The organism is Falsiroseomonas sp. (assembly GCF_041690465.1).
In the GTDB taxonomy this organism is placed as follows: domain Bacteria; phylum Pseudomonadota; class Alphaproteobacteria; order Acetobacterales; family Acetobacteraceae; genus Falsiroseomonas.
Genome location: NZ_JAWLHG010000056.1, coordinates 1 through 26,625 on the forward strand (window position 1 = coordinate 1; position 26,625 = coordinate 26,625).

The 26,625-nt window shown below is 71.8% G+C and carries 20 protein-coding genes; 9 read left to right on the forward strand and 11 right to left on the reverse strand.

Annotated features, from left to right (window positions below):
- Positions 1-228 (forward strand): transposase (locus tag ACESM1_RS27465; RefSeq protein WP_372624417.1); only part of this gene is annotated, 228 nt, incomplete at its 5' end.
- A 97-nt stretch (positions 229-325) separates the two neighbouring features.
- Here ACESM1_RS27465 and ACESM1_RS27470 read toward each other — a convergent pair.
- The 6 genes from ACESM1_RS27470 to ACESM1_RS27495 form a co-directional block, all read right to left on the reverse strand.
- Positions 326-1,078: a class I SAM-dependent methyltransferase gene (locus ACESM1_RS27470; RefSeq protein ID WP_372624418.1), complete on the reverse strand. Its 753-nt coding sequence runs from the start codon at positions 1,076-1,078 to the stop codon at positions 326-328.
- Positions 1,079-1,139: 61 nt separating this feature from the next.
- Positions 1,140-2,342, reverse strand: a complete 1,203-nt coding sequence (locus ACESM1_RS27475; RefSeq protein WP_372624419.1) for a glycosyltransferase — start codon at positions 2,340-2,342, stop codon at positions 1,140-1,142.
- A complete protein-coding gene (locus tag ACESM1_RS27480; RefSeq protein WP_372624420.1) occupies positions 2,335-3,495 on the reverse strand; it encodes a glycosyltransferase family 4 protein in 1,161 nt (386 codons plus the stop codon). Before ACESM1_RS27480 ends, ACESM1_RS27475 begins: the two co-directional genes overlap by 8 nt.
- Positions 3,492-5,399, reverse strand: coding sequence for an asparagine synthase (glutamine-hydrolyzing) (gene asnB, locus ACESM1_RS27485; RefSeq protein WP_372624421.1), 1,908 nt, complete (start codon positions 5,397-5,399; stop codon positions 3,492-3,494). Before asnB ends, ACESM1_RS27480 begins: the two co-directional genes overlap by 4 nt.
- A 14-nt stretch (positions 5,400-5,413) precedes the next feature.
- Positions 5,414-7,555: a hypothetical protein gene (locus tag ACESM1_RS27490; protein WP_372624422.1), complete on the reverse strand. Its 2,142-nt coding sequence runs from the start codon at positions 7,553-7,555 to the stop codon at positions 5,414-5,416.
- Positions 7,556-7,559: 4 nt separating this feature from the next.
- Positions 7,560-9,194 (reverse strand): hypothetical protein, encoded by a 1,635-nt coding sequence (locus ACESM1_RS27495; protein ID WP_372624423.1) that lies wholly within the window; start codon positions 9,192-9,194, stop codon positions 7,560-7,562.
- A 32-nt stretch (positions 9,195-9,226) separates the two neighbouring features.
- Between ACESM1_RS27495 and ACESM1_RS27500 the strand changes: the two genes are divergently transcribed.
- Entirely contained in the window at positions 9,227-10,132 is a 906-nt protein-coding gene (locus tag ACESM1_RS27500) for a hypothetical protein (RefSeq protein WP_372624424.1), read from the forward strand.
- Between the two features lie 11 nt (positions 10,133-10,143).
- Here the strand turns inward: ACESM1_RS27500 and ACESM1_RS27505 are convergent, their stop codons facing one another.
- From ACESM1_RS27505 to ACESM1_RS27525, 5 genes are read right to left on the reverse strand one after another with little or no spacing between them, the layout of a single operon-like run.
- Positions 10,144-11,652 (reverse strand): hypothetical protein, encoded by a 1,509-nt coding sequence (locus tag ACESM1_RS27505; protein WP_372624425.1) that lies wholly within the window; start codon positions 11,650-11,652, stop codon positions 10,144-10,146.
- The gene (locus ACESM1_RS27510; protein WP_372624426.1) at positions 11,606-12,964 is read right to left on the reverse strand and encodes a lipopolysaccharide biosynthesis protein; all 1,359 of its coding nucleotides are present in this window, start codon (positions 12,962-12,964) and stop codon (positions 11,606-11,608) included. Before ACESM1_RS27510 ends, ACESM1_RS27505 begins: the two co-directional genes overlap by 47 nt.
- A complete protein-coding gene (locus ACESM1_RS27515; protein ID WP_372624427.1) occupies positions 12,964-13,863 on the reverse strand; it encodes a glycosyltransferase family 2 protein in 900 nt (299 codons plus the stop codon). Before ACESM1_RS27515 ends, ACESM1_RS27510 begins: the two co-directional genes overlap by 1 nt.
- On the reverse strand, positions 13,856-16,147 hold the full coding sequence (locus ACESM1_RS27520; RefSeq protein ID WP_372624428.1) for a GumC family protein: 2,292 nt from the start codon (positions 16,145-16,147) through the stop codon (positions 13,856-13,858). The genes ACESM1_RS27515 and ACESM1_RS27520 overlap by 8 nt, the downstream gene beginning before the upstream one ends.
- A gap of 4 nt (positions 16,148-16,151) precedes the next feature.
- Entirely contained in the window at positions 16,152-17,369 is a 1,218-nt protein-coding gene (locus tag ACESM1_RS27525) for a glycosyltransferase (RefSeq protein ID WP_372624429.1), read from the reverse strand.
- 657 nt (positions 17,370-18,026) lie between these two features.
- Here ACESM1_RS27525 and ACESM1_RS27530 point away from each other — a divergent pair.
- The 7 genes from ACESM1_RS27530 to ACESM1_RS27560 all read left to right on the forward strand — a co-directional run bounded on the left by ACESM1_RS27530 (position 18,027) and on the right by ACESM1_RS27560 (position 25,863).
- The gene (locus tag ACESM1_RS27530) at positions 18,027-19,868 is read left to right on the forward strand and encodes a carbohydrate-binding domain-containing protein (RefSeq protein ID WP_372624430.1); all 1,842 of its coding nucleotides are present in this window, start codon (positions 18,027-18,029) and stop codon (positions 19,866-19,868) included.
- Between the two features lie 422 nt (positions 19,869-20,290).
- Positions 20,291-21,811 (forward strand): ABC transporter substrate-binding protein, encoded by a 1,521-nt coding sequence (locus tag ACESM1_RS27535; protein WP_372624431.1) that lies wholly within the window; start codon positions 20,291-20,293, stop codon positions 21,809-21,811.
- Positions 21,812-21,814: 3 nt separating this feature from the next.
- On the forward strand, positions 21,815-22,732 hold the full coding sequence (locus ACESM1_RS27540; RefSeq protein WP_372624432.1) for an ABC transporter permease: 918 nt from the start codon (positions 21,815-21,817) through the stop codon (positions 22,730-22,732).
- Position 22,733: 1 nt separating this feature from the next.
- Positions 22,734-23,627, forward strand: a complete 894-nt coding sequence (locus ACESM1_RS27545) for an ABC transporter permease (RefSeq protein WP_372624433.1) — start codon at positions 22,734-22,736, stop codon at positions 23,625-23,627.
- A complete protein-coding gene (locus ACESM1_RS27550) occupies positions 23,624-24,622 on the forward strand; it encodes an ABC transporter ATP-binding protein (RefSeq protein ID WP_372624434.1) in 999 nt (332 codons plus the stop codon). Before ACESM1_RS27545 ends, ACESM1_RS27550 begins: the two co-directional genes overlap by 4 nt.
- Positions 24,619-25,605 carry an ABC transporter ATP-binding protein gene (locus tag ACESM1_RS27555; protein ID WP_372624435.1) on the forward strand — a complete coding sequence of 329 codons (987 nt, stop codon included), beginning with the start codon at positions 24,619-24,621 and terminating at the stop codon, positions 25,603-25,605. The genes ACESM1_RS27550 and ACESM1_RS27555 overlap by 4 nt, the downstream gene beginning before the upstream one ends.
- Before the next feature lie 27 nt (positions 25,606-25,632).
- The gene (locus ACESM1_RS27560; protein WP_372624436.1) at positions 25,633-25,863 is read left to right on the forward strand and encodes a hypothetical protein; all 231 of its coding nucleotides are present in this window, start codon (positions 25,633-25,635) and stop codon (positions 25,861-25,863) included.
- Positions 25,864-26,625 lie beyond the last annotated feature (762 nt).

Here is a 26,625-nt window from a genome sequence, read left to right on the forward strand (position 1 = left end):
GCGCAGTTGCTCTACCTGCCGCCCTACAGCCCCGATCTGAACCCGATCGAACTCGCCTTCAGCAAGCTCAAGCGCCTGCTCCGATCCGCCGCCGCCAGGCTCCGATCCGCCGCCGCCAGGACCGTCGCCGCTCTTTGGGACACCATTGGCAGCCTCCTCGACCGCTTCAGCACCGCCGAGTGCGCCGCCTACTTCCGCCACTGCGGCTATGCACAGTCAGAGCAATAGCGGGCCAGCACTGCCGCGCCGGTCGCGCTTGCGGATCGCCGTGAGCGCACAAGCGTGCCGCGTCGCATCCCGCCGTGCGGCGGTCGACTCCGCTCGTTCAGCCAGTTGCGCGCACGATCACGAAGATCCGCGTCCCGGGCGGGTGAGTTGCGTCTTCCAGGGTGTCCAGCACTTCGAGCCCTCCCGAGGTGCAGATGGCTCGGACGGCGCCGAGGGTCAGCGGCGGCGCACCGCGGAACGCGGCGTCGGCCTTGCGGTGGTCGCGGCCGAGCATCCGTCGCACCAGCCCGTCCGCCCAGTCCGGGACGTGGTCGAGGTAGAACTGCTTCACGCTCGGGCCGCCGGACGGCGTCTTGAAGTGCAGCAGCCCGGCGCCCCCGGCGCGCAGGACGCGCCCGACCTCCTTCACATTCGCCGCGATGGCCGCGTGCGAAGGCAGGTGCTGGAAGACCTCGTAGGAGAAGGCGAAATCGATGCTGTCGTCGGGCAGTGGCAGGGAGAGCCCGTCGCTGACGCGGAAGGAGATGTTCGGGTGAACGTCGCCCGGATGCAGCTGCGCGGCCTTGCGGACCATGACCTCGGAAACATCCACGCCGACCACCTGGGCGAAGCGCGAGCCCAATGCGCGGGTGAAGCGGCCCACGCCGCAGCCGAGGTCGAGCGCCGTGCCGCGCGCCGCCCCGAGCCGCGCGAGGACCGGGTCGAGGAACAGGCGCGCACGCTCCTCCCCGAGGGCGAAGAAGGCCTCGACGTCGCCGGCCCAGTGGGCCGTCTCGACATAGTGGAACGCATCCGTCCGCGCGCGGCCGTCCCAGTGCGACCTCATGTAGCGCGACATCGTGGAATCCATCGGCGGCTTCTCCCCGCAGTGCTGTCCGGCCCGGCAGAGTGCGGAACAGATCTGTCGTTCTTCAGGCGCCCGCGCCGCGTCGCCGGACCGCGTGGGCCGTGACATCGGCGACCTGGCGCTCCACGCCCGACAGCATGGCCTCGAGCGAGAAGCGCTGCTGCGCTGCGCTGCGGCCGCGCGCCGCCAGCGCCCGAGCCGCGTTCGGATCGTCGAGGAGGGAGCGCAGGGCCGCGGCCAGCGCGGCCGCGTCGCCGGGCGGGGTGAGACGCCCCGTCTCGCCATCCTCGATGATCTCGAGCGCCCCGCCGGCGCGCGTGGCGACGACGGGCCGGCCGGCCAGCATCCCTTCGACGATGACGCGGCCGAAGGGCTCCGGGGCGACGGAGGTGTGCGCCAGCACGTCGCAGAGCCGGAGGAGGCAGGGGATGTCCTGGCGGAAGCCGAGGAAATGCGTGCGGCCCTCGAGGCCGAGGCTGCGCGCGCGGGCGCGCAATTCCCCAGCATAGCTCCGGTCGCCCTCGAACAGCGCCTCGCCGACGAAGAGGCCGTGCACGCCGGGCAGTTCGGCCAGCGCCTCCAGCAGCACGTGCTGGCCCTTCCAGGGCGCGAGGCGACTGAACAGGCCGACCACGGGAAGGCCGGCGAGGCCGAGCGAGGCGCGCAGCGCGGCGACCTGCTCGTCCGGGACCTCCAGGAAGCGGCCGGCGTCGATGCCGTTGTGGACCACATGGACCCGGCCTGCGGGGGCGCCTCCCTCGATGAAGGCGCGGCGCGTCGCCGCGGAGTTTGCGATGACGCGGCTGGTCAGCAGGCGCGCCGCAACGGCGGCGAGGCGGCGGTGCAGGGCGCTGAAATGCTCCGCGCTCATCAGGTCGCGCAGGTGCCAGATCACCGGGCGGCGCGCGAGGCGGCCGGCCAGGCCGGCGATGACCATGGATTTCTGCGAATTGGCGTAGAGCAGGTCGAAGCCCGCGGCGCGGCGGGCGACGGCGCGCGCCAGCGCTGCGACCCCCGGCAGCGCGCGCAGATCCGCGATCAGCCCGCCGGCGCGCGAGATGCCGGCCAGGCCGGCCCGCGCGTCCAGCACCTCCACCTCCACCCCTTCCGCCTCGAGCCGGGTGCGGAAGGGGCCGTCGGCGAGCAGGAGCACGCGGCAGCGGCCACGGTAGCGCCCGGCGATGTCGAGCAGCGACAGCTCCCCGCCGCCGAGCACCGCCGTGTGGTCGAGGAAGAGGATGCGGGGGGCGGGCTGCGTCTCAGCCATGCCGCGCCTCCTCGTAGACCCCGCGCATCTGCCGCGCGATGGCGGCCCAGTCGAACCGCTCGCACGCATAGCGCCGGCATGCGGCCTCGCCGGGCAGGTCCAGGCCGCCGCGCAACGCGGCGGTCAGCCGGTCGGCCAGAACCGGGGCGGTCGCGTCCGGCAGGACGAGGTCGGGCGAGAGATCGCGCACCGCCTCCGGCAGGCCGCCGATCGGCGTCACCAGGACGGGCGTGCCGGCGGCGAGCGATTCGACGGTGACCAGGCCGAAGCCTTCCAGGGCGACGCTCGGGACGACGGAGAGATCCGCGGCGCGGTAAGCGAGCGGCAGCTCCGCTTCCGGCACGAAGCCGAGAAGACGCATGTGGTCGTCCAGGCCGGCCGCGCGGATGCGTGCCTGCAACTCACCGGCGAGCGGGCCCTTGCCGGCGATGTGGAGGCGCGCGTCGGGCACGGCGCGGTGGACCGCGGCGAAGGCCTCGACCAGGTTCTCCAGCCCCATGCGCCGCCAGAGACGGCGCACCGAGAGCAGGATGGGACGGTCGGGCGGCCAGCCGAGGCGCGCGCGCGCCTCGGCGCGGGTGAGGCCGGTGTCGAAGCGCGCGGCGTCCACGCCGCCGGGCACGATCCGGATGCGGCGCGGATCCACCCGGTATCGCGTGGCGAGGATCTCCGCGAAGGCGTCCGACAGCACGACCAGCAGCTCCGCCCGCCGATAGACCATGCGCTCGATGGTGCCCTTCGAGCGGACGGCCAGGGCACCATCGCCCTCCAGCCGGCTTTCCTCGGCCCAGGGGCCGTGGAAGTGCACGACCAGCGGATGCCGCCGCAGCAGGTCGAGGGCCGGGAAGGCGTAGGGCGCGAAATGCGCCGCCACCACATCGGGCGCGCGCGCCGACAGCGTCTCCCGCACGGCGCGGCGCAGGCCGGCGAAGCGGCGGAGCAGCGGCGCGGAGTCCGGCGCGAAGGAGCGTACATCGCCATCGCCGAGGCCGGCGGAGCCGGCGACGAGCCCCTCCACCTGCACCCCCGCCATCGGCAGGTGGCGCATCAGCGCGTGGAAGACGCGGTCCAGGCCATTGCCCGCCTGCTCCGGCAGCCAGCTCATGCCGAGCTGCAGCGTGCGCAGCGAGGTGTTCGGGCGAAGCGCCGTCATCGCAGCGCCTCCAGCCCGTCACTGCGCGAGAGCGTGCCGTCCAGCGCCTGGCGAGCCCAGATCTCCAGGACGAAGAGGGTCCAGAGAGGCTGGCCCCAGTCGCGCACGCCGCTCTGGTGCTCGCGCAGCATGCGGCGGGTGAAGTCCGGATCCATCCAGCCGCGCTCGGCGAAGGGGCGGCCGAGCAGCGCCGCCTCGGCATGCGGCGCAAGCTCGCCGCGCAGCCACTGGCCGGCCGGCATGACGAAGCCCTGCTTGCGACGGTAGAGCACCTTGCGCGGCACGTAGCGCTCGGCGAGGCGTTTCAGCAGGTATTTCGTGGTGTAGCCCTTGAGGCGCAGCGATGTCGGGATGCGCGCGGCGTATTCGACAAGCTGCCGGTCGAGCAGGGGCGAACGCGCCTCCACGGAATGTGCCATGGTGGAGACGTCCATCTTCGCCAGGAGCTGGTCCGGCAGGTAGGTGACGAAGTCGCCGTAGAGCGCGCGGTCCACGTCGTCCGCGCCATCCGCCCGGTCCCAGGCCGCGCGGTAGAGCGCGTCCGGGTGCTCGCCGGCGAGGGCGGCGCGGAGCGCGGGCGCATAGGCCTCCGCGCGATGGGGGCGGAAGGCGCGGTCGTAGGTGAAGGCCTGCTCGGCGGTGACGGCGCCTGCCTCCGCAAGCATGCGCAGCTTGCGCGGCAGCCCTGGGCGGTCGAGGCTGTGCGTGGCGCGCGCCAAGGCCTGGCGCAGCTTGCGCGGCAGCAGCCGGCGGTAGTGCTGCGCGGCGCGGGCGACCATCGGGCGCGCATAGCCGCCGAAGACCTCGTCGCCGCCATCGCCGTTGAGCACGACGGTGACGTGCTGCCGCGCCGCCTTTGCCACGTACCAGGTCGGCACGATGGAGACGTCGGCGAGCGGCTGCCCGTAGTGCCAGACGATCTCCGGCAGGTCGCGCGTCGCATCGGGCTGCAGCAGGTGCTCGTGCAGCTCGGCGCCCCAGCGCTGTGCCACCTTGCGCGCATGCGGCCGCTCGTCGAAGGCGGGATCGTCGAAGCCGACGACGACCGCCTGCACCGGGCCGGCACCTTCCTGCGCCATGATCGCGGTGACGAGGCTGCTGTCCACACCGCCCGAGAGGAAGGCGCCGAGCGGCACGTCGCTCATCAGCCGGCGGCGGACGGCGCCGCGCAGCAGCGCGTCGAGCTCATCGAGCACCTCTGCCTCGGAGGCGCGGATCTTCGGCGTGAAGGGGAGGTCCCAGTAGCGCGCGACCTTCACCTCGCCGGTGCCGAGGTCGCAGGAGAGCTGGTGCGCCGGCGGGAGCTGCCGCATGCCCTGGAAGATGGTCAGCGGGGCCGGAACGGCCTGGTAGGTCAGGTAGGCGTCGAGCGCGGCGGGATCCACGGCGCGGCGGTCGGGCAGCAGGGCGGAGAGCGCGTTGAGCGTGGAGGCGAAGGCCAGGCCGCCCGGTGTCTCGGCGTAGAACAGCGGCTTCTTGCCGACGCGGTCGCGCGCGGCGAAGAAGCTGCGCCGACGCGCATCCCAGATGGCGAAGGCGAACATGCCGTCGGCGCGGCGCAGCAGCTCCTCCCAGCCCCAGGCGAGATAGCCGTTGAGCAGGACCTCGGAATCGCTCTGCGAGCGGAAGGGGAAATGCAGCTCCAGCTCGCGCCGCAGCTCCTGGAAATTGTAGATCTCGCCGTTGAAGACGAGCGCGACCTGCCCGTCCGCGGAGAGCATCGGCTGGTGGCCGGCGGCGGAGAGGTCGAGGATGGCGAGGCGGCGGAAGCCGAGGCAGGCCTCCTCCAGCTCGCGCAGCCCGGTCTGGTCCGGGCCGCGGTGCAGCATGAGGTCGCGCGCGCGGGCGAGGCGCTCCGCGCCGATCCCGCAGGCCTCGCCGACCAGGCCGATGATGCCGCACATGGCCGGCGCCCCCCCTACCGCCCGCCGGGCGCGCGGCCCGGGCGGAGCTGCGGCGCGAGCTGCCGCGCCCAGCTCAGGCGGCGCCGGAGGCGCGGCAGCTCGCGCCGCAGCCACCAGGCGAGGCGGAGCGTCGCGCGGACCGGCCAGGGGCTGAGCAGCGCGGCGCCCATCGGCCAGGTATGCGGCCGCCGCAGCCGCAGCGTGCCGCGCCGCAGGGCGCCCAGCACCTCGCGGAGCGGCATCGGCTCGGCGATCGGCAGGACGAGGCTGGGCGCGAAGCCCTCCTCCACCGGGAAGTCGCCCCAGTGGCGCACCTCCGCGCGCGTCGGGGCGAGCCAGAAGAGGTCGAGCGCGTCCCGGATGGCGGGGCGGAGGTCCGACCGGAGGTCCACCAGCCCGGGATCCCGCCGCAGCGGTGGCAGCATCGCGTCGAGGAAGGCAGCGGTGACGCGGCGGAGCAGCGGCAGGCCCCAATCCTGCGCCGGCGAGGTCGCGCGCTCGAGCAGCGGCTCGACGCGGTCGCCGCGCCGCTGGTAGCCGAGCACCGTGCCATGGTCCGCGGCGCAGAACATCTCCACCAGCGTGACGACGGAAGGCAAGGGAGGCAGGCAGCCGAGCCTGCGTGCATCGTCGAAGAACCAGGCCTCGAGCCGGTCGCCGAGCTCGGGGCCGGCGATGTGCTGGGCGGTGTCGGCCAGGCCGAAGAAGAAGTGGCGCCGCGGCAGGCGGATATCAGTGCCCTCGAAGGCGTCGGACAGCGCACGCGCGATGTTCGCCTGCCAGCCGACATCCACCAGGCCGAAGGGCACATCCTCCGCCCAGCCCTCCTGGCGGAGATAGTCGGAGAGCAGCTCGCGGGTGCGGCGCGTGCTGGCGCGCACGACGCGCGCGAAGCCGGCGTCGCCGATGCCGAGGCGCATCAGCTGCCGCTGGATCGGGCCGAGATTCGCCTCCGGCCCGACCCTGCGGAGCTCGGGCGGCAGGTGCTCGACCAGCTCCTCGTAGGGCAGGCCGAGCGCCTCGGCGAGGGCGCCGAGCCGCGAGATGTCGTGGCGGAGGAACTCCTGCATCGCGCGCTCGGGTGCGCCGGAGAGCTGCATGGCGCGGCGGCTGCCGTGCAGGTAGCGGAACTCGATGCCCGTCTGCAGGACGGTCTCGAGGCGTTCGGCGATGCCGAGCAGCACCTGCCCGTCGCGGCTGAGGAAGTAGAGGCGCCGCAGCCCCTCCTGCCGGGCGCGCTGCAGCAGCCAGAGCATCCAGGCGCTCAGCATCGGCGCCATGACGCCCGCCGCCACCTCCGCAAGCACGCGCTCGCGCTCCGTCGCCGGCGTGACGGCGAGCCTGGCGGAGCGCGAGGCGCCCGCCATGAGCGAGGAGAGCCCCTCGGTCGTGCTGCGGTGTGCGGCCAGTGCGCGCTCGTAGCGGGTGGGATTGCCGGCGCCGAGGTGGCGCACGCGCCAGCCGGAGAGCCGCGCGTTGCGCACATCGGCGACGCGGTCGTTGCCGTGGTGCAGGATGCGGCGCGGATGCACGCCGACCGCGCCGGCGACATGCGGGAACATCAACCCGCGCGCCTTGTCCACGCCGCAGTCGCAGGAGGCGAAGAGAAGGTCCCCCGGCTGCCAGAAATCCTGCGCCTGCAGCAGCTCCTGCACGAAGCCGGCGGGCAGGTTGATGTCGGTGACGAAGACGGCGCGCCCGCATCGGCGCCGCGCCGCGTCGAGCAGGGCCGCGGCGCCTGGCAGGGGGACGGAGAGCTCCCGCTCCAGCGCCATCTCCTCCGCCGCCATATCCGCCGCCGCTTCGGGCCGGAGGGCGAGGAGCTGCGACAGCTCGCGGTAGATGGCGGCGAGCGGCGGATGGGCGCCGCAGATCGCCACCGCGCGGCGCTCGGCCTCGGCCCGCTGGCGGGCGAAGACCTCGGCGCTGCAGGGGATCCGGGCCTGGCGGTGCAGCCTGCGGCCGAGCAGCAGCAGCAGATCGTCTGCGCCGCAGACGGCGCGGGTGAGGAGAGTCTCGAACACGTCGAAGCAGTGCGCCTCGGCAGCACGGCGCCTGGCGGGGCGGGCTTCGACGTCGAGGCCGCCGGCATCCGTGGCGAGCGTCATGGCCGGCTCGCCGGCGGCGTACTGGGGGGAGGTGGGATGACCTGACATGGCTTCAGCTCCGCACCGGGAAGGCGGTGAGCGCCTTCCCCTCGGCCGCGTAGAGGCACCAGCCGACGCGCACCTCGTCGCGGCCACCGCGCGAGGGCGCGGCCGCGCCATCCTCGCCCTTCACCAGCAGCCCCTCGGCGCGCGGGTCCGGGCAGCGGACCGGAACGCAGGAGGCCTCGGTGGCGACGACGGTGAACGCGCCGGGGGCGGCGTCCATCATGCAGATGCCGGCGACCGGCGCCGGCGAGTCCGCCGCGCCGCGCCGCACCAGGCCCTGCGGCGCCCATTCCAGAACATCCGCGCGCCGCACGCCCGGGCCCGGCGCGACGAGCTGCAGGCGGCCCTCCCATTCACCGGCCTGGCTGACGCGGAGGTAGCGGAAGGATCCGTAGCGCTCGGCGGCGCGGTGCAGCAGCGGGCGGCCGGTGCGCGTGCAGTTCTCGATCAGCGCGTGCAGGTTCAGCGAGAACTCGCAGGCGAGCGGCTGCTCGACGCGGAACAGCGCCTCCTCGCCGGGGATGAGGAAGTGCGGCTCCTTCTGGTTGACCAGGCGGACATGGTCGGCGCGGCGGAAATCCCAGGCCGCGATCCGGCGCCGGCCATCCCGCGTCAGCCGCTCGGCATCGCGCCAGAGGAACAGGCAGGTGTCGAACAGCACGTGCCGCACGATGCCGATGCGCGGGGTGTTGTCGTCGTGCAGCCAGGCATTGCCGATGAACTCGAACATGCAGTTCAGGAAGACGCTGCCGCTGAGGAAGCTGTCGCGGCCCGGCCCGGCCTCCTTCATGATCGCGTAGGGCGCGCCGCCGATGTAGCAGCCGAGCATCGTGGCGCCGCCCATCTCGGCCTCCGGGTGCACGGCGATCGCGGCCATGCCGCAGGCGCTGAACATGCACTTGTCGAAGACGAGATCGCCGTAGAGCTCGCGGCTGGGCCGGGAGAAGTAGACGCCGTAATGGCAGTCGCCGCAGGTGACGTCCTCGAAGCGGGCATGGTCGCCGACGATGTCGAGCCCGACGCGGAAGCCGCGCGCGGAGCAGCGCACCATGCGCCGCCGCGCGCCCCAGCCCCAGCCATGCATGCGCGCGGTGCGCCCCGAGCCCTCCAGGCCGATATCCTGCCAGAAGCCCTCGTAGAAGCTCTCCGCCGCGTGGCGGCGCGGGCAGGTGACCGCGAAGGCGTCGGCGCCGAGATCCGTGGGCCAGCGATAGACGGTGGCGTACATGCCCTCGCCGAGCCAGTTCACCTGTTCGCCGAGCGGCGGCGCGCCGAATTCCTTGCGCTCGGGGAATTCCAGCGTGCGGCTGCAGACATAGACGCCGGCGGGCGAGACGACGGTGCCGCCGCCCGCCGCGCGCACCCGTGCGATCGCACCCTGCGTCGCGGCCCAGTCGATCTCGTCGGAGAGGGAGCGCGCATGCGGAAAGTCCGCGCGCGCCGAGGCCAGGCTGCGGTAGCGCTCGGAGAGCGGGTGGCTGCGTCCGTCGCCGATCGCGCCGAGGTCGCGCACCGAGACGAAGCCGCCGCCACGCAGCGCCGCGACGGTCCGCGGCCGCGCCACGCCGTCCGGCCCGACGGCTGGCACGATCGCGGCATCGAGAGAACCGGCGGAGCGGTACGGCGTGCCAGGATGGGTCATGAGCGACCCACCCGCCGGATGAGGATCCCGAGATGGCATCCACGCCGACGCGCCGCGGCCTGATCGCGGCGGCCACCGCCGGCCTGGCGCTGCCGCGGGGGGCGGCCCGCGCGGCCGAGGCTCCGCTGCTGGCCCTGGAAAGCGCGATGCCGGCGCGGCATCCGGCGCGCGGCGCGACGCTGGGGCCGCTTGCAAGGCGGCTGGCCGCGGCGACGGGAATGCAGGTGGCGGTGGTGGCGCCCGGCCAGCCCGTGCCGCCGGGCAGCCTGCGCCTCCGCCATGGCGGCCTCGCCTGGGGCTGGGAGACGCCCTTCCCGGGCGCCGGGCTGTTCGGCGGCTTCGCCTTCGGCATGACGCCGGGCGAACTCGCGGGCTGGATCGGCACGCCGGCGGCGCGCCGGCTCTGGGAGGAGGGCTTCGCCGCGGCGGGGCTGTGGGCGGTGCCCTGCGGCGTCCAGGCCAGCTTCGGCGCCACCTGGTGGCCGGGTCCGATCGGGACGGAGGCTGGTCTGCGGATGCGCGCCCGCCCTGGCATCACCTCCGCCGCCTGGGAGCTGCTCGGCGTGCGGCGCGTGGATGATGCCGGGGTCGCCGCGGAGGACGAGGCGGCGCGCTGGTCCGCCGCGGCGCCAGGTGGCGGCGCGGCGTGCCGTCGCCTGCCCTTTGCCTTCGGCGCCGTGCTGGACGTGGCGCTGCCCGTGCAGGTGCATGCCGCGCTGCCGGCGACGCTGCGCCGCGGCATCGCGCGCGCCTGCGCGGAGGGGCTCGGCGTCGGCGCAGCCGGCATCGCGGTGGCGGAGGGCATGCCGCTGCCGCAGGCCGTCGCGCTGGCGCTTGCCGATGCGGCGGGCGAGGTGCTGCCGCGCATCGCCGGGGGCGTGCCGGCGGCGCTGGCCGGCTATGCCGATGCGCGGCGCCGGATGGCCTGGGCGGGCTGAGGCATACGGCGTCATCGCCGGCCCTCCCGCGCTGGCTGCGGCGCGAAGCACAGGGCGAGGCCGAGCCAGAAGAACATGCCGCTCTCGCCCAGCAGGGGCGAGCTGTAGGGCAGCAGCATCACCGCTGCGAGCGCGACGGCGGAGGAGGCGAGGCCGAGCATGCTGCGCGAGCGAAGCCCGGCCGCGATGCCGGCGCCGAAGCAGGCCAGCGCCGCAGCGAAATAGACCGTGCCGCCGACGACGCCGAGGGCGAGGTAGGCCTCGATGACCTGCCCGTCGATGAACACCGCCTGGCGCTGGTCGAGATAGGCCCGGTAGGCGCCGTTGATCGCGAGGCCCTGGCCCATGATCGCCTCGCCGAGGCTGCGGAGAAAGGCGTCATAGGCGTCCAGCCGCTCGTGGTAGCTGGTGTCGGCGAAGAGATAGGTGATGCTCTCGATGCGCTGCTGCACCGCCAGCGCCGCCTCCGGCACCTGCAGCGCGACGGGGAGCGCGACGGCGAGACCGGCGATGGCCAGCGTGGCGCGCAGCTTCAGCGCGCCGGGCCCGAGCAGGACGAGGTAGGCGGCGGCGAGCGCCGCGGCACCCCAGGCGGCGCGGTTGAGCGAGAGCAGCATGGCAGCGCAGCCGACGGCGAGCGCCGGCAGCCGTGCCGGGGAGGCAAAGGCGAAGAGGTAGATCAGCCCGACGAGGAGGAAGTTGCCGAGCGAGCCCGGCGAGTTCAGCAGGCTGAACACGCGCACCTGGTAGGGCTCCGGCTCGCCGATCGAGGCCAGGTCCACGTTGCGCATCCAGAAGGCGTCCCAGGGCGGCAGGCGGACGAACTGCCAGGCGCCATAGGCACCGGTCACCGCGACGGCGAGGGTGAAGAAGCGCAGCAGGCGGCCGACAAGGGCGCGGTCCTCCCGCAGCGTCAGCAGCGTCACCGCGGCGAAGGCCGGCGGCACCGTCCAGCGCAGCCAGTCGAAGGCGCCGGAAACGGCTCGCCCCTCGATGATGGCGAGGCCCAGCCCGTAGCAGGCGGCGACGAAGACCAGCAGGACGCCTGTCGCCATCGGGAAGCCGGGCCCGGTCAGCGTCCGCAGCACCACCACGAGGCAGGGCGCGGCGGCGAGCCACGGGGCGAGCATGACGAGGTTCACCTGCTCCCACCCGGCGGCGAGGTCCACGTAGCGCCGCACGCCCGGCGTGATGACGAAGAGGAACAGGCAGAAGACGATGTAGGCCGGCCGGCGCCCGCCGAAGAACAGGCTCCAGGCGATGAGCAGCGCCAGCGCCGGATAGCCGAGCCGCGCCAGCCCCGCCTGGCCCGCCGCCACGGCGAGCACGGCGAAGCCCGCCATCCCGGCGGCGAGCGCGGCGTCGAACCACCAGGGATCGGTGCCGGTCGCGGCGACGGGCCGCAGGCCGCGCGCGGAGGCCTGCATCGCCGTCATGGCACGACGCGCCTCGCCCGCCGGTGGCGCGCCGGGCTCATGCGCGGCGCAGCCCCGCCCGGAGGCGATGCAGGTCGGCGGCATCGAGGGTGATGCGCGGCAGGCGGAGGCCGAGCACCAGCTTCACGCCGAGGCCGAGGCCGAGCAACCGAACCCCCGCCCCGATGGCGAGCGCGACCGCGGCACCGAGCGCGCCCCAGAGCGGCACCAGGATGAGGAGCGCCACCACGAGCACCGCGCAGGAGCAGGCCTGGACCGCCGAGAGGAAGCCGGGGCGGTCGGAGGCGAGGTAGAGCTGGGCGAGCACGGTGCCGAGGCAGCCGAGCGCGGCCTCCGCCACCAGCACGTAGAGGAAGGGCGCGCCGGCCGCGAACTCCGCGCCGTAGAGCAGCCGCAGCGCCGGCTCGCCGAGCAGGAGCGCGCCGAGCGCGCCGAGCGCGACGGCATGCAGCACGAAGCGGAACATGGGGTCGTGCAGCGCCTTCGCCTCGGCGGCCGGGCGTCCGGCCATGGCGGGCAGGCCGGCATAGGCCACGCCGGAATCGATCACGCGGAGCAGCCGCGAGAAGCTGTAGGCGACGGCGTAGAGCCCGAACTCCGCGGCCGGGATCAGCGCCACCAGCACGATGCGGTCCGCATGGGCCGAGACGGTGAGCATCGCATCGCCCGGCGCGCCGCGCCGCGCATAGGCGCCGAGCCGGCGCAGCCAGGCGCCGAGGCCGGCCGTATCGGCCCGCCAGAGCAGCGCGAGCTGCCGGCAGAGGAAGGCGAGCGTCAGCGCCCCGGCGGCGAACATGCCGAGCGCGGCCGTCTCCCCGCTCAGCCAGCCGGTCGCCGAGATGCCGAGCAGGAGGACGAGGTAGAGCGCGGGATTGGCCCAGCCGGAGGCGTTCGCCGTGCCCACGCGCCCGAGGGCGACGAAGGCGTTCCGCAGGAGGACGGTGTAGACGTCGAGGAAGGTCACGCCGAGCGTCGCGACGACGGCGAGGGCGATGACGGAGGCCGCGTAGCGATCGGCCATGATCTGCGGCACCAGCACCGCGCCGATCGCCGCGCCCACCGCCGCGCAGGCGCCGCCGAGCACCAACCCCGCAGTCAGCACCCGATGCACCTCCTGCGGCGAGGCGGTGCGCATGTGGAAGACCAGCGAGCTCGTCACGCCGGCGAGCGCCAGGCTGGCGAAGAGATGCGGCCAGAGCACGAGCGCGGCGAGGACGCCGCGGCCCTCTGGCCCAAGCAGCCGGGCAGTCAGCACGCCGGTCGCGACGTTGAGCGCGATGACGAGGATCTGCGTCGCCACGGATTGCGCGAAGGCCTGCGCCGGCCCGCGCCCGCGCAGCGTGCCCAGCAGCGCCTCGCGCAGCGGCGAGACGATGGCGCGGACCGCCGGGGGCATCACGTCGAGGCGGAGGCGGCATCTTGGACGCGCCGTGCCTCGCCCGCGCCGGACGCGGCGGTCGGCGCCTCCGCCGGCCGCGCCGCGCCGCGCAGGACGTGCTGGCGCTCCCACAGCAGGGCCCAGCGCATGTATTCGGAGGTGGCGACCATCAGCGCATGCACCAGGCCCGGCCCGCCGAGCCGCCAGCCGCCGCATTTGACATATACCCAGAGGAAGCGGAGGACGGGCCAGGCGAGGACCTTCAGGGCGCTGGCGTGGGTGCCGCGACGCTCCATCTGGTCGGCCTCGTCCCCGGCCACCTCGAGGTAGCGCGCCATCTGCTGGCCGAAGGTGAAGCCGCGGCAGTGCAGCAGCGTGCCGCGCAGCGGGATGGAGCGGCCGGGGAACACGACCTCCTCGTGGATGATGTGCTCGGGGTGGTAGTGGCTGCGGCGCCGGTTGAAGATCCGCACGAAGGCGCGCTGGCGGCGCCGGTTGCGCTGCTGCGGCAGGACCAGGCCGAAGAAGCGGTCGCGGCGCTCCACCGTGTAGCCGTCGGCGGGGTCCGGCGGGGTGTCGCCGGCGATCGCCGCACGGATCGCGGCGGCGAGCGTCTCGTCCACCATCTCGTCGGCTTCGAGGATGAAGACCCAGTCGTGCCGCGCGCGCGCGATCCCCTCCTGCCGCTGCGGTACCCAGCCGCGCCAGGGGATCTCGAAGACACGCGCGCCCAGCGCCGCGGCGCGCTCGCGCGTGTCGTCGGTGCTGCCGGAATCGACCACGACGATGTCATCGGCCCAGGCGACGCCTTGCATGCAGCGCTCGATGAAGGCGCTCTCGTTCTTCGTGAGGATGATGACGCTGACCGGCACCTTGCCGGCGGCGGGCTGCGTCCGGTGCGATGGCGCGTCACTCACGGAAGTAGCTCCTCGCGGCCCGGCCGGAGAGGGCATAGCCGCCGGCATAGTCGGCCTTGCGGGTGTCCGCCGCGTTCAGCACCGCGCCCGCCACCGGGATCCCGGCCAGGTCGAGCGACCGCAGCGCCCGCGCGGCCGCGTCGCGCGGCGTGCTCTCCCAGCGCACGACGAGCACGGCGGCATCCACGGCATGGTTCAGCATCAGCGCATCGGACACGACGCCGACCGGCGGCGTGTCCAGCACCACGTGGTCGAAGCTGGCCTCCGCCCTTTCCAGCAGCCAGCGGAACCGCTCGGAGTGGAGCAGGTCCTGCGGCTGCGCATGGGGCTCGCGCTCGGCGGGCAGCACGCGCAGCCCCGGCTCCGGCGTCTCGCCCAGCACCTCCTCGAGCGAGGCCTCGCCCTCCAGGATGGCCAGCAGCCCGGGGTGCCTGGCGCCGCGGCCGAGGTCGCGGGCGAGGCTGCGGTTGCGGAGGTCGCATTCCACCAGCAGCACGCTGCGGCCGGAGGCCGCGAAGCTGCGCGCAAGGGCGAGGGCGACGCTGGTCTTGCCCTCGCCCGGCAGGGCCGAGGTCACCGCCAGCACGCGGGGCGGCGGCCTGCCGTCGCGCATCGCGGCGCCGAGCGCGAGACGGCTGCGGACCGTGTGCATGGATTCGGCGGCCAGCGAGCGCGGGTTTCTGCGGACCTGCATGGCGAGCCCGCCCCGGCGCGCCGCGCGGCCGCGCAGCATAGGCACCTCCCCGATGGCGCGGACGCCCAATACCGCCTCCAGCTCCTGCATGGAGCGGAAGCCCTGCCTGGATCGCTCGCGGAGCATGGCGAGGCCGACGCCGGAGGTGGTCGCGGCCATCAGCGCGACGGCGAGGAACAGCTTCCGGTTCGGGAAGGAGGCGCGCAGCGGGACGGCGGCTTCCGAGACGACGCGCGCATCGGCCTGCTGGATGCCTTCCTGCGTCGCCACCTGCTTCTGGCGCGCGAGCAGGCTCTCATAGAGCGAGCGGGTGGCCGCGGCGTCGCGCTCGAGGTCGCGCGCGGTGGCCTCGGCCTGCTCGGCCTCGGCGAGGCGCTGCTCAAGCTCGGCGAGGGTGCGGCGCAGCGCGGCCTGGCGGCTGCGGGCGATGACCGCCTCGCTCTCCAGCCCGCGCAGGATCTTCTGCGTCTCGTCCTGGATGCGGGCGCGCACCTGGCGGACCTCTGCGTTGGCGGCGAGCACGGAGGGATGGCGGCTGCCGAGCCGGGTGGAGAGCTCGGCGGCGTTGCGGTCGGCGATCGCCTCCTGTTCGCGCAGCCGCGAGATGGTGGCCGAGCCGGTGACCTCGGTCTCGGAGTCGATCCCGGCCATGCCGCTCACCCCGACGGCGCGTGCGCGGGCGAGCCGCGACTCGCGCTGGGCGAGATCGGCGCTGGCGATGGCGAGCTGGCTGCTGACCTCGCCGAGCTGCTGCGCGGCGAGGGTTGATCCGTTCGGGCCGAGCAGGAAGAGGCGGTGCCGCTCGCGGTGCTCCTGCACCAGGCGCTCGGACTGACGCAGGCGCTCGGCCAGCTCGTTCACCTCCCGCTCGAGCCAGGCGCTCGCGCCCGCCAGCGCCTCGTTCTTCATGCGGCGCTGGTCCTCGACGTAGAGCTCCGCGTGCCGGTTCGCGATGCGCGCGGCGAGGGCGGGGTCGGGGGCCTCGTAGGCGACGCTGATCACATAGGAGCGCCCGTCGTTGAAGACGGAGAGGTTGCTCCGGTAGGCCTCGACCGCGATGGCGAGGCGCTCGGCCGGATCAGGGGGGCCGGACGGGGCGGGCGCCAGGTCCAGCGCTTCCGCCACCTGCCAGCCGGTGTGGCCGTCGAGCCAGAGCGCGGCGGTGGCGAGGGCCTGCATCGCCCGGTCCTGCCAGGAGGGCTGGGGGCCGTATTCGGGCCGCGCGGCGAGGTCGAGCTCCTGGACCACCCGGCGTGCCAGCCCGTCGCTCGTGAGGATCGCGACCTCGCTGCGCGCCACGTTGGGATCCATGAGGTTGGTGGGGCCGGTCAGCACGGCGCGCAGCTCGGCGTATTGCAGCTGGCGGGTGTCGAGCATCACCAGCGCCTCGGCGCGGTAGCGGCGTTCGAGCTGCGCGATGGCGAAGCCGGCGATCGCCAGCCAGACCAGGATCCAGGCGAGGATGAAGCGGCGCCGGCGCCGCACGGCGTCGAGCACGCCCGCGAGCGGCGAGGGTTCGCCGCCGTCCATTCCCCGGCCGAAGGCGGGCGCGTCGGCCGGGACCGCGTGCGGGCCGTGCACCTCCGCCATGCCGTCAGGCGACCTCGCCGAGGACCGTGGCCGGCTTCGGCTGGCGCGGTGCCGGGGGCAGGGCCGGAGGGGGCGCGCGCTCGCTCCGGCGGCCGGCGGCCTCGGCGCGGGCTGCCATGGCCTCGTCCACGAAGGAGGTGAAGGCGTCGCGGAAGTGCGCCTGGGAGAAGTCGGCGGCATTCGCGACGCAGGCCTCCGGGCAGAAGCGCGTGGCGGAGCGCTCGAAGGCCTCGACGGCGTCCACGATCGCCGCCTCGGTCTGCTCCTCGAAGAACAGGCCGGTCGGCTGCGGGGAGTCCGGGCCCTGCACGGTCTCGGTGAGGCCGCCGCCGCGGAAGGCGATGACCGGCGTGCCGGCCGCCTGGGCCTCGAGCGCGGCGATGCCGAAATCCTCGACGCCCGGAAAGACGAAGGCACGGGCCTCGGCGAGGGTGCGCCGCACCTCGGCCTCCGGCCGGTAGCCCAGGATCTCGACATTCGGACCGGCGGAGCGGCGGACCTTCTGCATCTCCGGCCCGTCGCCGATGACCTTCAGGCGGCGGTGCGGCATGCGGGAGAAGGCGCGCACGAGCAGGTCCACGCGCTTGTAGGGCACGAGCCGCCCGAGGGAGAGGTAGAAGTCGCCCTTGGTCGTGCAATGCCCGAAGCATTCGGGCGAGACGGGCGGGTAGATGACGCGGGCATCGCGGCGGTGGACCTTCCGGATGCGCTCGGCGACGAAGTGGGAGTTCGTGGCGATCGCGTCGGGCCGCTGGGCGGCGGTGTAGTCCCAGATGCGGGCCTTGTGCAGCATGCGTCGCGCCAGGAAGCCGACCGGGCCGCGGTTCAGCCGCGCCTCGCTGAGGTACTGGTTCTGCAGGTCCCAGGCGTAGCGCATGGGGGAGTGGACGTAGGAGACGTGCACCTGGCCGGGGCGGGTGAGCACGCCGTTGGCGGCGCTGTGGTGGCTGGAAATGACCAGGTCGTACTCCGCGACGTCGAACTGCTCCACCGCGAGGGACCAGAGGGGGAGGAGCCTGCGGTAGTATCTCGAGACCAAAGGTAGGTTCTGGAGGAAGGAGCAGGCGACCTCGCGGTCGCGTAGGAAACGGCGCTGCGCCGGCGGGACCAGGTCGAGAACGGCGAAGAGACGTGCATGCGGGTAGATGGCGAGGATCTGCTCCACGACCCTCTCAGCACCGCCATAGGCCGACATCGAATCTGAAACGAGTGCGACCTTCATCGGCGCCTCCCCGTCATTGCTCAAATAGACCTGAATAATCAAAGACGATTCGAGATAATATTTCTGGCAGTTGCGCCTTAGGCTTTCACGGGCTGAATTGTGTCTGCGTATCCAGGGTGCTTGCAACGTCGCATCCTGTGGAAGGCTATCACGAAAGGGCGAATTCTCCCTATCCGGCGGAATGGCACGGATTCGGAAAGAACCCTGCGTAATACTGGCCTACGGGCCAGTTATCCCATAGTTGATCTGGGCTGCATCAGACGCCGATGGTCAGTTTACATCACGGTGCAGCGCATTCTGTCGAGCGCGTAACAGACGGAGCGCGCTCCGCGACTCCATGCACGGTCCGGCATGGCGCCGCCCGGCGGCAGGCCAAGTGCGAACGGCAGTTCCACACAAAACCACAGGCTGCAAAGCCGTTTGTTCATACATGGGAAAGATTTGCTGCTTAATCGATGCGATATGGCAGAGATCCAAGATACTGGCGACATCGGCGCGGCACCACAGCAGAATGCCAGATCCGGTGACGCCTTCGCCGATCGTGCGGCAGATTTTCTCGACTCGATCGGAGTCAACCTCCATCTCCGCTACTTCCAGACAGCTTATGGCGAACTGGACCAAGTCGCAGAATCATTGAACTATATTGGAGCTCGGCATGTGCGGGAGCTCGTGCAGTGGGACGACGACCCTGCCCGCTTGCGCGCCCTCGCCGAGGCCGCGGGGGTCAAGCTGAACCTCTTCATCGGCGCGGACACGACGCTCGCCAGCCAGATCGAGAAGATCGAAGGGCTCGCCGACCTCGTCTCGGCGGTCGAGGGGCCGAACGAGGTGCGGTGGTGGGGTGTCCGGCACGAGGGGCTCACCGGCGCGGCCGCCGCGCGCGAGTTGCAGCGCGACCTCTACCAGGCGGTGAAGGCGAGCCCCCTGCTGCACGACAAGCCGGTGATCCAGCTCAGCACCGGAGAGGCGGACTATTACGCCGAGCTCGGTGATCTCACCACCTGGGCGGACTATGCCAACCCGCACACCTACTTCCCGTCGGGCGCGCCGGCGCCGGGCTCCGACGCCTGGGGTGGGTTGCCCCATGTGCTCCACCGCGTGGTGGAGGCACAGCAGATCACGCAGGGCAAGCCCGCCATCGCGACCGAGGCCGGCTACAGCAGCGCGCCGCTGCATCCGCAGGGCGTCTCCCCAGAGGTCCAGGCCAAATACAACCAGCGGCTTCTCCTCGAGAGCTGGGAGACGGCCGGGGTGAAGCGCACCTTCCTCTATGAGCTGTTCGACCAGGGTCCCGATCCGAGCGGCAGCAGCTACGAGCTGAACTTCGGACAGTTCTTCGCCGATGGCCGGCCGAAGCCGGCGGCAGAGGCGCTCCACAACCTGACGACGCTGCTGCGGGACGACGGCCCCGCGGCCGCGACATTCACACCGGTCGCGCTGGACTACCGCCTCCTCGGACTCCCGGAAACCGGGGAGGACATGCTGCTGCAGCGGAGCGATGGGGCCTACCTGCTGGTGCTCTGGAACGACGCGCAGAGCTGGGACGATGCCGCGAACCGCATGTCGGACGTGCCTGCGGTGCCGGTCACCATAGACCTGTCCCGCACCTTCGGGACGGTGCGGGTCTATGACACGCTGGTGGGTACGACCGCAGCGAAAACCTACACCGGCATCGAGGACTTCACCGTGCTGGTGCCGGACCATGCCATCGTCATCGAACTGTCCGGCACGGCTGTCCCCGAGGCGGGACGCACGCCCGCCGCGATCACGCTCGGCGACGGCGGGGACGAGCTGGTGCTGCGTGTGACGCAGGACGCCTGGCAGGGCGATGCGCAGTACACCATCGCCGTGAATGGCGTACAGATCGGCGGCACGCTGACCGCTGCTGCACTTCGCGGCTCCGGCGTGTCCGACAGCGTCACCGTGCGGGGCGATTGGGGCCCCGGCGCCCACGAGGCCACCATCACCTTTCTCAACGACCGCTGGGGCGGGACGCCGGATACCGACCGCAACCTGTATGTGGAGGGCATCTCGTACAACGCCGCTGTGGTCGAGGGTGGCGAGTTCGGGCTCTGGTCCAACGGCAAGGTCAGCACCGGCTTCATGTCCGGCCCCGCACGGGAGCCCGCCGTGATCACGCTCGGCGACGGCGGGGACGCGCTGGTGCTGCGTGTGACGCAGGACGCCTGGCAGGGCGATGCGCAGTACACCATCGCCGTGAATGGCGTACAGATCGGCGGCACGCTGACCGCTGCTGCACTTCGCGGCTCCGGCGTGTCCGACAGCGTCACCGTGCGGGGGCATTGGGGCCCCGGCGCCCACGAAGCCACCATCACCTTTCTCAACGACCGCTGGGGCGGGACGCCGGACACCGACCGCAACCTGTATGTGGAGGGCGTCTCGTACAACACCGCTGTGGTCGAGGGTGGCGAGTTTGCGCTCTGGTCCAACGGCAGGGTGAGCATTTCCACCGCCCAAGCCGGCATCGATCTCCTCTGACGGGCGCCCGCCAGGCGGCAGCGCACGCGCGTGCTCAGCGAGTTGTAGAAGTATCGACTTGATCTGACGGGCGTCCGCTCTGGCGTAGTGGATGTCCGCCGGATCGACACTGTCAGAGTCCGTCCGCGAACATTCTCATGGCTGACAGAGCCTTCATCATGAGACGGATGGAGGCGAGACGGAGCAAGGCGAGCGCGGTTTGGCTGAGGTTCTCCCAATCCTTGGCCAGCCTGATCCTCCCCCCGCGCCCGATTGCGACATGAGGCATTTGCCTGGGACGTCGCCTTCGGCAAACTTGAGGCGCTGGGCCGATGGCGCCGTCCTCATGCAGCGCGAACCGCGATGGCCCCACGCGGCGCGTGGTGCGGTTGACGCTTGCTGGCACCCCTCTATCGTGACCGTCAAACAAGGAGGAAGCAACGATGAGAAGGCATTTTCTGGGAGCGGTGGCTCTTGTTGCCGCATTGACGGCCGGCGCACCCGCCGTGCTGGCGCAGCCCGCGGAGAACACCATTCGCTGGTTCTCCGACACGGAGCCAGCGAACATGTCGCCCTACTTCAACTCCACGCGCGAAGGCGTGATCTTCGGCTTCCATGTCTGGGACGCGCCGCTCTACCGCAACCTGCAGACCGGCGAATACGAGATGCACCTCGCGGAATCGGTGCGCATCGTGGACGACACCACGATCGAGCTCCGCATCCGTGACGGCATCATCGCCCACAATGGCGACACGGTGGATGCGCGCGACGTGGTGGCCACGGTGGAGTTCGCGCTGGACCCTGCCAACCAGCTGACGAATCTCGGCCGCACGCGCTGGCTGTCGGGCGCGGAGCTGGTGGATAACCGCACCGTGCGCCTGCGCACCCCTGCCCCCTTCGGCCCCTGGCAGGAATACCTCACCACGCTGCTCGTCATCCCGCGCGCCTCCCTGGCCGGCGGACGCGATGGCATGGGCCGCAACCCGATCGGCACCGGACCTTACCGGGTGACGGAAGTCAGCCCCGGCCAGCGCATCGTCTTCGAGCGCTTCGACCGCTATTTCGGCGGCGCCAAGGGCCAGCCCGAGGTGGAGCGCCTGATCTTCCGCCGCGTGCCGGAAGCCAACACCCGCGTGGCCGAGCTGCTGACCGGCGGCGTGGACTGGATCTGGCGCGTCACCCCCGACCAAGCGCGCAACCTCAAGCGCCGCCGCGGCGTGAAGGTGGCCTCCGGCGGGACGGTGCGCTTCCACTACCTGCAGATGGACGCGGCCGGCCGCACAGGCACGGAGGACAACCCCTTCCGCGACGTGCGGGTACGCCGAGCGGTGAACCATGCGATCGACCGCGAGGGCATCGTCCGCAACCTGGTGGGCGAAGGCGCGGACCCGCTGCACACGCCCTGCCACCCCGACCAGTTCGGCTGCGTGCAGGAGGGCATCACCCGGTACGAGTACAACCCCGCCCGCGCCCGTGAGCTGCTGGCCGAGGCCGGCTATCCCAACGGCTTCACCGTGACCATGGGCGGCTATCGCGAGCGCCCCTGGGGCGAGGCGATCATCGGCAACCTGCGCGCCGTGGGCATCACGGCGAACCTGCAATGGTCGCAATACGACGCCTACCAGCGCGCCACTCGCGAGGCGCAGCTGCGGCTCGCCTACGGCTCCTGGGGCTCGACCTCGCTGTTCGACATCGCGAACTCGACCTCCTACTTCTTCCGGGGCTCGGCCGACGACCTGACGCGGGATCCGGAGGTGATGGCGCTGCTCGAGCGCGGCGACAACAGCACCGATCCGGCGGCGCGCCGCGAGGCCTATACCGCGGCCATCCGGCGCATCACGGAGCAGGCCTACTGGGCGCCGCTGTGGACCTTCCCGCTGACCTACGCCTACAACGCGCAGCTGGAGTTCTCGCCCGCGCCGGACGAGGTGCCCCGCTTCTATCGGGCCCGCTGGAACCGCTGATCCGTGCTGCGCTTCACGCTGCGACGGCTGTTGCTGGCGGTGGTGGTCGGCATCGCCGTCTCCGCCATCGCCTTCATGCTGCTGCGGATCTCCGGCGATCTTGCAATCGCGCTGGCCGGAGAGGATGCGAGCCCCGCGGATGTCGAGCGCATCCGCGAGGAATACGGCCTCAACCGCCCTATCATCGTGCAATACGGGGAGTGGCTGTGGCGGGCTTTGCAGGGTGATCTCGGACGCTCGCTCTTCTATCCGGAGAGCGTGGCGAACCTGATCGTCACGCGGCTGCCCGTCACCCTGTCGCTGGCGGGGATGGGCCTCGTGATCGCGATCCTCATCGCCCTGCCGCTCGGCATCATCGCGGCGTTGAAGCGCAACACCTGGGTGGACAGGGCGGCACTGGGCATCGCCGTCATCGGGCAGGCCATGCCGAATTTCTGGTTCGGACTGCTCATGATCTTCCTGTTCGGCCTTGCACTCGGCTGGCTGCCCATCTCGGGCTCGGACAGCTTTGCGCATTTCATCATGCCCGCCATCACGCTGGGCTGGTTCTCGGCGCCGGTCCTGATGCGCCTGACGCGCGGCGGCATGGTGGAGGTGATGACCTCCGACTACATCCGCACCGCTTACGCCAAGGGACTGCCGGCGCGGGTCGTGGTGCTGAAGCACGCGCTGCGCAACGCCATCGTGCCGGTGGTGGCGCTGTGCTCCGTGCAGTTCGGCAACATGCTCTCGGGCTCCGTCGTCATCGAGACGGTCTTCGCGCTGCAGGGCATCGGCTACCTGGCCTGGGAGGCGATCTCGCGCCGCGACTTCCCGGTGGTCCAGGGCATCCTGCTCCTGGTCGCGCTGTTCTACGTGGTGCTGACGCTGCTGGCGGACATCGCCAACGCCTGGCTCGACCCTCGGATTCGCCGGGGCTGACATGAGCGAAGCCATCTCCCCCCAGCCGGCCGCACCCGCGGTGCGGAAGAAGCGCGGACGCATCCTGGGCAATCCGGGCCTCGTCGTGGCCGCCCTGGTACTCGGGCTGATCACGCTGATGGCGATCTTCGCGCCCCTGATCGCGCCGCATGACCCCTACACGCAGATCCTGGACGACCGCCTGATTCCGCCCGCCTTCGTGGACGCGGAGATGTCCGACCCGCGCTACCCGCTCGGCACGGACAATCTGGGGCGCGACTACCTCTCCCGCCTGATCTATGGCGCGCGGATTTCCCTGCTGATCGGCCTGCTCACCGTTCTCGTCTCCGGCACGATCGGCACGACGCTGGGGGTCGCGGCCGGCTATTTCGGCGGCCGCGTGGACACCGTGGTGTCCTTCCTCATCACCACCCGCCTCTCGCTGCCGGTGGTGATGGTGGCGCTCGCCGTCGTGGCCGTGGCCGGAGGTTCGCTGCAGGTGGTCGTGCTCGTGCTGGGGCTGCTGCTGTGGGACCGCTTCGCCGTGGTCATGCGCAGCGCCACCATGCAGCTGCGCAACCTCGAATATGTGGCGGCGGCGCGCTCCGTCGGGTGTTCCACGCCGCGCATCCTGCTGGGCGAGATCCTGCCCAACCTGATCCCGGCGCTGGTGGTCGTCGCCAGCTACGAGATGGCGCAGGCCATCCTGCTGGAGGCCGCCCTCTCCTTCCTCGGCCTCGGCGTGCAGCCGCCGCTGCCCTCCTGGGGGCTGATGGTGGCGGAAGCCAAGGAGGTGATGCTGTTCGACCCCTGGGTGATCCTGCTGCCGGGCCTGGCCATCTGCATTCTCGTGCTGGCCATCAACATGCTGGGCGACGGCATCCGCGACGCCACCGCGCCCGAGGGCCGCACATGAGCACGCCCATCCTCGAGGTGCGGCACCTGGCCGTGCGGATCCCCGTGGCGGACGGCGTGCTGCACGCGGTGCGCGACGTCTCGCTCACCGTGGCGCGGGGCGAGACGCTCTGTGTGGTGGGCGAAAGCGGCTGCGGCAAGTCGCTGACCTCGCTGGCGGTGATGGGGCTGCTGCCCGCCTCCGCCCGACGCACCGCCGAGCGCATGGATTTCGCCGGCGAGGATCTGCTGAAGGTCACGCCGTCGCGGCTGCGCGAATTGCGCGGCAACCGCATGGCGATGATCTTCCAGGAACCGATGACCAGCCTCAACCCGGCCTGGACCATCGGCGACCAGCTGACCGAGCCCTTCCTGCGCCACGACAAGGGCAACCGCCGGCAGGCGACGGACCGCGCGGTGCAGCTGCTGGAGCGCGTGGGCATCGCGGCCGCGGGACGACGCCTGGTGCAATACCCGCACGAGCTGTCGGGCGGGCTGCGCCAGCGCGTCATGATCGCGATGGCGCTGATGTGCGGCCCCGACCTGATCCTGGCCGACGAGCCCACCACGGCGCTCGATGTCACCATCCAGGCCGAGATCCTCCACCTGCTGGCAGAGCTCCAGCGCGAGATGGGCATGGGCCTGCTGCTGGTGACGCACGACCTCGGCATCGTGGCGCGCGTCGCCCACCGCGTGGCGGTCATGTATGCCGGCGAGGTGGTGGAAAGCGGCCCGACCGCCACCGTCTTCGACGAACCGCGCCACCCCTACACGCGCGGGCTGATCGACTGCATCCCGATCCCCGCGCGCAGCAAGCCGGGCGTGCCGCTCGGCACCATCCCGGGCCTGGTGCCCAGCCTCGTGGGTGGCATGGAGGGTTGCGCCTTCCGCGAGCGCTGCGCCTTCGCGACCGAACCCTGCACCCGCACCGTCCCCGTCAGCCAAGGCGCCGAGGACCACGCCTGGCGCTGCGTGCTGCCCGAGCGCGTGCCCTCGCTGCTCGAGAACCCCGCATGACCGCCGAAGACCGCCCCATCCTCGAACTGCGCAACGTGGTGAAGCGCTATTCGGTGGGCCGCGGCATCTTCGCGCAGAAGCGTCCGCTGATGGCGGTGGGCGGCGTCTCGCTCGCCTTGCAGCGTCGGCAGGTGCTGGGCCTCGTGGGTGAATCCGGCTGCGGCAAGAGCACGCTCGCCAAGATGGTGCTGGGCCTCGAGGCGCCCACCGAGGGCGAGGTGCTGATCGACGGCCGCCCCATCGCGAGCCTCGGCCGGCTGGAGCGCGCGCGGCTGGTGCAGCCGGTCTTCCAGGACCCCTATTCCTCGCTGAACCCGCGCAAGACCGTTGCCTCCATCGTGGGCCTGCCGCTCTCCGTGCACGGCGAAGGGAGTGCCTCCGAACGCCAGGACCGGGTGGAGGAGATGCTGCGCCTCGTCGGACTCGCCCCGCGCCACGCCGCCGCCTACCCCTCGCAGCTTTCTGGCGGGCAGCGGCAGCGCGTCGCCATCGCGCGCGCGCTGATCCTGAAGCCGCAGCTTCTCATCTGCGACGAGCCGACCTCCGCACTCGACGTCTCCGTGCAGGCGCAGATCCTGAACCTGCTGATGGACCTGCAGTCGCGGCTTGGCCTCACCTGCCTGTTCATCAGCCACAACCTGGCCGTGGTGCAGATGCTGGCGACCCGGGTGGCCGTTATGTATCTCGGCCGCGTCGTGGAAGAGGGGCCCACGGCCGAGGTGATGGTCCACGCCCAGCACCCCTACAGCCGCGGCCTGCTCGCCTCGGTGCTCACACCCGACCCGCGGCTTGGCCTGCCCGAGACGGGGCTGGGCAGCGTCTTCCCCGACCCGCTGGCGCCGCCGCCCGGCTGCGCCTTCCACCCGCGCTGCCCGCTCGCTTTCGGCCGCTGCAAGGTGGACGTGCCGGAGCTTCTCGCGCACCGTGGCGATGCGCGCGCCGCCTGCCACGCGGCCGAGCGCGAAGTTCTGGCCGCGGCGTGATGCGCATCTGCGCCGTCTCGGCGGGTCATGCTGGTCGTCCGCCCCGACGCGCCGTTCCGCACGGTGGAGATCAAGCAGGTCCTGCCGGAGTTCGAGATCCGCAACTGGTTCGGCATCGCCGGCCCGGGCAACCTGCCGCCCGCGATCGTCGCACGCTGGACGGATGCGCTCCGGCGGGTCGGCGCAGACCCCGCCTTCCAGCGCCGCATGACGGAGAACGGCATGGAGGTTCTGAAGTGCGCCTCCTCCAAGGTCTAGGACGGCACAACGAGGCTCAACGCATCGCTCAGCGGTTGATAGAAAATTTTGACGCCCATGACGGCGCCTCTGGATCTGTGCCGGCTAGCATGCTTGATGGACTGCGGGAGTTCGCCGAAACCGTGCTTGCTACTCGCCAGCGGGTCGCCCACCGCCAGCTAAAGTATGGGCGCAACCAACGCGTGAAAGTGCGCTACCCAGGCGGGTTCACGATCGAGCGCAAATTTAAGCACGTTCAGCTGGATATTGAAGCTGGGCGCTGCGAAATTGTAGACGACTAAGAGTTACATCCGACCGCTACCAAGGTGTTCGCTCTCGAAGCGCGGATTTCGGGCAAGTGGGATGCGAACCAACGCAATTGTCGACCACGCCGAAACCGGCCTTTTGCCCGGGCTCGCGACGTTTGTACTAAATCCAGCAGGTCAACAGGTCCGGAGAGAACCCGGCTTCCGGAGACCCGTCCGTGGCCGATCCCGGCCCATGGCGGTCAACAGGTCAGGCCCAGAACCCGCAGGAAACCTGCGCCTCACGCCGCGGTGGCGCTCGGTGGAGACTACGATTTGGAACGGAACTGGCCGAGGGAGTGCGACTGGGCGCAAACAGTCTCCGCCCAGCGCAGGTGCAACTTCCGCTGAGTGGTTGTCGGACACGATGACGATAAGATGCGATAGCTGAGACTTGATCGGACAGTCTGTGTTGGTTCTCGAAGGATGGAGCCGGTGGGCGGGGCGCGGTCCGTGCCCTCGCGCTCGGACCGCGGCC